The sequence below is a fragment of the Okeania sp. genome (assembly GCF_983059655.1).
In genome coordinates this window covers 1-5,369 of record NZ_CEZPJD010000549.1, presented here as the reverse complement: position 1 = coordinate 5,369, position 5,369 = coordinate 1, and the positions used below count along the sequence as shown (strand labels likewise).

General features: G+C 36.4%; 5 protein-coding genes. 3 read left to right on the top strand and 2 right to left on the bottom strand.

Annotated elements, in window-relative coordinates; translation table 11 throughout:
- Positions 1-265, top strand: a 265-nt coding sequence (locus tag AC3DU7_RS23905) for a type II toxin-antitoxin system VapC family toxin (protein ID WP_488041798.1), incomplete at its 5' end; no start/stop codon positions are given.
- 19 nt (positions 266-284) lie between these two features.
- Positions 285-764 carry a nucleoside 2-deoxyribosyltransferase gene (locus AC3DU7_RS23900; protein ID WP_488041797.1) on the top strand — a complete coding sequence of 160 codons (480 nt, stop codon included), beginning with the start codon at positions 285-287 and terminating at the stop codon, positions 762-764.
- 452 nt (positions 765-1,216) lie between these two features.
- Here the strand turns inward: AC3DU7_RS23900 and tsaE are convergent, their stop codons facing one another.
- Positions 1,217-1,705 (bottom strand): tRNA (adenosine(37)-N6)-threonylcarbamoyltransferase complex ATPase subunit type 1 TsaE, encoded by a 489-nt coding sequence (gene tsaE, locus AC3DU7_RS23895; protein ID WP_488041796.1) that lies wholly within the window; start codon positions 1,703-1,705, stop codon positions 1,217-1,219.
- A gap of 667 nt (positions 1,706-2,372) precedes the next feature.
- Entirely contained in the window at positions 2,373-3,761 is a 1,389-nt protein-coding gene (locus tag AC3DU7_RS23890) for a gluconeogenesis factor YvcK family protein (RefSeq protein ID WP_488041795.1), read from the bottom strand.
- Positions 3,762-4,576: 815 nt separating this feature from the next.
- On the opposite strand from AC3DU7_RS23890, the gene AC3DU7_RS23885 reads away from it, so the two are divergent.
- The coding region (locus tag AC3DU7_RS23885) for an ABC transporter ATP-binding protein (RefSeq protein ID WP_488041794.1) at positions 4,577-5,369 on the top strand (793 nt) is incomplete at its 3' end.

The window sequence follows — 5,369 nt, the reverse complement described above, 5'->3', positions numbered from 1 at the left end:
TTATAGTTTAGGACAGACACAATTACAGCAATACTTCATTGACGTTATTGTAGATGGTAATAATACGATTTTTGTGCCTATTGACGACCCTAATATAGCACTAGAAGCAGCTCAAATCAGAGCAAGATATAATCTACAATTACCCGATGCTTTTCAAATAGCTGTAGCATTAGCAGCAGAATGTGAGGCATTTTTCACAAATGATAATGTATTTAGAAGAGTAACAGAATTGACTATATTATTGCTAGATGAATTAGAAATTTAAAGTAGTTTTGAAAAGCAAAATGAAAAAAATAATTTATCTAGCTAATCCTTATGGTTTCTCAAAGCAACAAAAAAAACTGCTACTTCCTCCCATAACCGAAAAATTGAAATCTTTAGGAGCGGAAGTTTGGGAACCATTTGAACGAAACAACCAACAAGACTTCTCGAAGCCAGGATGGGCTTACATTATTGCTCAAGCAGATTTGAATGATGTAAGAAACTGCGATGCTATATTTGCTATTGTCAATGGCACACCGCCTGATGAAGGTGTAATGCTTGAATTAGGTGTGGCGATCGCCCTCAATAAAAAAGTTTTTCTGTTTCGAGATGATTTTCGTCGCTGCACAGATAGTGAAAGCTATCCACTGAATCTTATGATATTTGCAGGTTTACCAGAAAAGGGTTGGGAAGATTATTATTATCAGTCTGTGGAAGAAATTGATTCAAAACACAAAGCTTTATATAAGTGGCTATTAGAAGATTTTGAAATTAGGGAATAACAGCAGAAAATAAATTATTCCAATTTTTTTACTCTATCGTTAACTACCTGTTCTCTACTCCCTTACTTTTATAGCTAGTAGGATAATTTTTTATTTTGAAGTCCCTTATACCAATTTAAAAAAAGAATGTTACGAATAATAAGTCCAAGAAAAAGATTTTGCAGGAAATGCCCTTTGACAAAAAATGAGGATTTACGACATAAAAACTGGCATTAAATCTATTCATTATGACTCCTGAATTCAGAATTCTGGATTCTAAGAAATACCCTAACTATTTGTAGCAAAGATTTATCAAAATGGTATTACTAATGGTAAGACCTAATCTACAAAATCAAATATACAGTAGATTTCATCTTGGTGAGGTACATCCTTCGCGGGCAAGATGCCCGCACTACCTAAAATCTTAACGTTAATATTTGTACCTCATATACTTGGAATCTGCTGTAAAGTACCTAAATTTTATCCAAATCTAAATCAAACTTACCAATAGAAATCAATTTAGCCTGTCGCCCGCAGGGAGTTTCGTCAACAGTATCTCCTACATTAGAAAAACTCAAACAAACCCGCAAAAAATTAGGAGGATAATAAACCAATTTTTCAGCCCATTCAATGGCGACAATACCCAAAGGTACTTCCAAACCCTCCCAATAAATCTCTAAATTTAAAGCTTCAATCTCGGAACTTTCTAAACGATATAAATCAAAATGATAAAGAGGAATTCTGCCAGAAAAATATTCATTAATCAAAGTAAAAGTAGGGCTATCAATTGTTTCTGTTATTCCCAAACCAGCACCAAGACCTTGAACAAAAGTAGTTTTACCACTACCTAAATTTCCCTCCAATAAAATTACACTACCAGCAGGCAAAATTTCCCCTAAACTTTTACCAAGATTGTTAGTTGCTGGAGTATTTTGTAGTGACAAAAAAACTTCTTTATTCATAACTATTTAGTAAGCATTCAGGTATAGGGGTTAACAAAATCATTTCAATCGATAAAATATAGGAATAATAACAAATTTCACGCATTTTTGCTACCGACTAATACCAAGCGTGATAAATGTTTGCTACAAATACTGGAACTGTTTCTAGTATTCAATAGTCAGTAGTCAGCTAGATTGAGCTGTTATTATCATTTTTGACCATGAAATAATTCTCCAAGTGCTAAATATATAGCAATGTGCGCTGGCTTGCTTTACAAATTTCAGGAACTGTCCAATAGCTAAAAGTTTTATATCATAAGCTTTTTATTCCCCCTACTGCCAAATGAGCTGCGCACAGCGCTATACATCTGACTTTAACCATTTTTGTTGACCAAACTATTCGTAACATTCTTTTTTCACATTGGTATAATTGCTAAGTATTCAGCTATCAGTTTTTGAAATAAAGAATCAAGTAAAATAATTAAGTATTCAACTATTAACATTCAGTTATCAGCTTTTGAAATAAAGAATTAAGAATGACCAAGGTTAGTTGAAAAGACTATTTCATTTCCTGCGGAATGCTGCGCAAACATAGTTTTTAATTCTCCTTGAATACTAATGCCTCCTGCCAAGATAATGAGGAATAATTCATAGCTGATAGCTGATAGCTGACCGCTGAATGCTTACACTATTTATTAAACTCAATACGCTCATACCACTCTAATAATACCTGCGCTAACATCATCGAATCGTGACGAACAAAACCAGTTTCTTCATCCTCATACATCACATTAGTCAAAAGAATTTTCCTGCCTAAATTTCTGACTTCTTCACGGTTAAGAAAAACTGGATGAGAATCTTCTCGAGCATAACGAACTAATGCTTGTGCTGAAGGACTTTTTCCTTGAACTAAAACAGTATCAAATAATCGTTTACCAGCAGCAACATCAATAGCACGAATATGGTCAGCCACACTATATCCAGTAGTTTCTCCAGGCTGAGTCATAATATTACAAACATAGATACTAGGAATATTTCTAGAAGCAATTGCCTCAGCAATTTCAGACACTAATAAATTAGGAATCACGCTAGTATATAAACTACCAGGGCCAATAATAATATAATCAGCTTCTTCTATTGCCTGTAAAACTTTGGGCAAAGCAAGAGGATGTTCCGGAGTACAGCCAATCTTGACAATTTTTCCCCTAGCTTCCGTAATATTAGACTCACCCTCAATACGTCGTCCATCAGACAATTCTGCCCACAAATTAACATCAGTAAGAGTCGCAGGTAAAACCTGACCCCGTATAGCCAAAACTTGAGAGCTAGCAGCTACGGCCTGTTCCAAATCTCCAGTAACTTCACTCATGGCTGTGAGGAAAAGATTGCCAAAACTATGACCCACCAAACCATCACCAGCACGAAACCGATACTGAAACAACTCAGTTAATAACTTTTCTTCATTAGCCAAAGCTGCTAAACAATTACGAATATCTCCTGGTGGTAGTACTCCTATCTCTCGGCGCAACCTACCAGAAGACCCACCATCATCTGCCACTGTCACAACAGCAGTAATATTAGCACTGTAATCTTTGAGGCCCCTTAACAAAGTTGAAAGACCTGTACCCCCGCCAATAGCAACTATCTTTGGACCTCGATTTAACCTTCGATGGGCAAGTAACCGGTCCACCAATTTCTCCTCTCCCTCCGGTATTAACACTTGAGTAATGGAATTAATACTACGATTTTGACCCCAGAAGATGAATAGTAAACCAGCAAAGATAATTATTGGCCCGGAAATATAATTAGGAAATATAGTCGTTACCCACCCCAAAAACTGTTTAAGTAGTCTGAGGGTGTAAAAAATTGGAGTCATTCCAGTCCATATTGATAGACCTAAGCTAGTTAGTAGTACGCCAGCAGCACTCAAGAGTAACCACCGCTTGATAAATAATCCCGGAGATAACCACTTAAACCATTGGCCAATTATCTGAGAGTTAGTCTGATGACGTTTTGCAATAAAAAAATTACTTTTGAGAAATATACGCAGGGTTTTCTTTACTAAACCAGTTGACATAACAATATTAGCCTTAGCTTGATTAAGGACAAATTTTACAAAAATACTATCTACAATCAATAAGATTCTGGAAGTATTATGGCGCTTCAGGGCTAAATTGTGTTGATATGAAATGCCATAAACTAAGAAGATTTAAAAAAGTGGTCAGCACTCAGCAGTCAGCAGTAAATGTTTATAAGGGTCTTTAAACCCCTCGTAAACCTTCTGGTTTATAGATCGAGGATTTAAAACTAGAGCTACTAAAAGCTAATAGCTTGTTAATCCAATCAGGATGTATAACCCACATTCCGCACGTCAATTTTTAAGATTAAAAGTATCTTGAGACTACTTTTATTTGTAAGTATTTATACTGTATAAATGATCTTGATTGACCTTATCTCAAGAGTCAAATTTCCCGGAAAATATTCAGCATAAATACTCAATTATGACTACTATTATTTTCTCCTGATACGTTACTCTACCGATAGCTCCTCTACCTGAGTTCTGTTTACGGAGCATTCCGTAGGAAATCCTGACTCTTGATTTTTAATGCTACATTTTGAAGTGTGGAATTTAGGATACACAACAGAAGGCAAAGTTTAGAGGAAAAAGGCTGACTACATCTCAAAGTTTGAGACTTTTATCCTGCCCCCTTGCTATACTGCCAACAAAATCTGTTACTTGCTACTTTTTTAAGGCCAAAACTTGAGTTGTGGACTGTTATAGCGCTACGCGCTAGGGAATAAGGAACAGGGAACAGAGAATAGCAAACTGTAAAAGGGTTTTAGGATTGAAAAATTTCCTAACTTGAATGCGTAGTGCTACAAGTGTAAACGATGAACCACGAACCTATAATCGAGCTGAAAGGAGTTAGTAAATCATTCGGGCCTAATGTTGTCTTAGATGAAACAGACTTAACAATTTATCGCGGAGAAGCTTTGGCAATTATTGGCCCATCTGGAACTGGTAAATCTACAGTTCTGAGAATTATTGCTGGTTTATTGACTCCTGATGCCGGAGAAGTTTATGTCCAGGGAAAGCGACGAGTTAGATGGATGGATGACTTGAAAGATCCAATTACTACTGGTATGGTCTTTCAAAATGCAGCTCTGTTTGATTCGTTGACAGTAGAAGAGAATGTGGGTTTTCTTTTGTATCAACATAGTAAGTTACCACATTCCCAGATTCAGGAGTTAGTGCAGCAGAAATTAGAAATGGTGGGGTTGGGTAATATTGGCGATCGCTATCCGGCAGAGTTATCTGGTGGGATGCGTAAACGAGTGAGTTTTGCTAGGGCAATTATGACTAATCCAGAAAATCCTCGTGATGACCCAGAAATATTATTATATGATGAACCAACAGCAGGCTTGGACCCCATAGCTTCTACTGTAATTGAAGATTTGGTACGTCGCTTACAATATGTAGATGGTGGCTGTAGTACCTATGTAATGGTGACTCATCAACATAGTACTATTCGTCGCACAGCAGACAGAATTGTATTTCTTTATCAAGGTAAAGTGCAGTGGGTTGGTACTGTAGATGAAATTGATGTGGTGGACAATCCTTTGGTACAACAATTTTTTACAGGTAGTGTAGATGGGCCAATTAAGGTATTGGATAGAGGTTTGA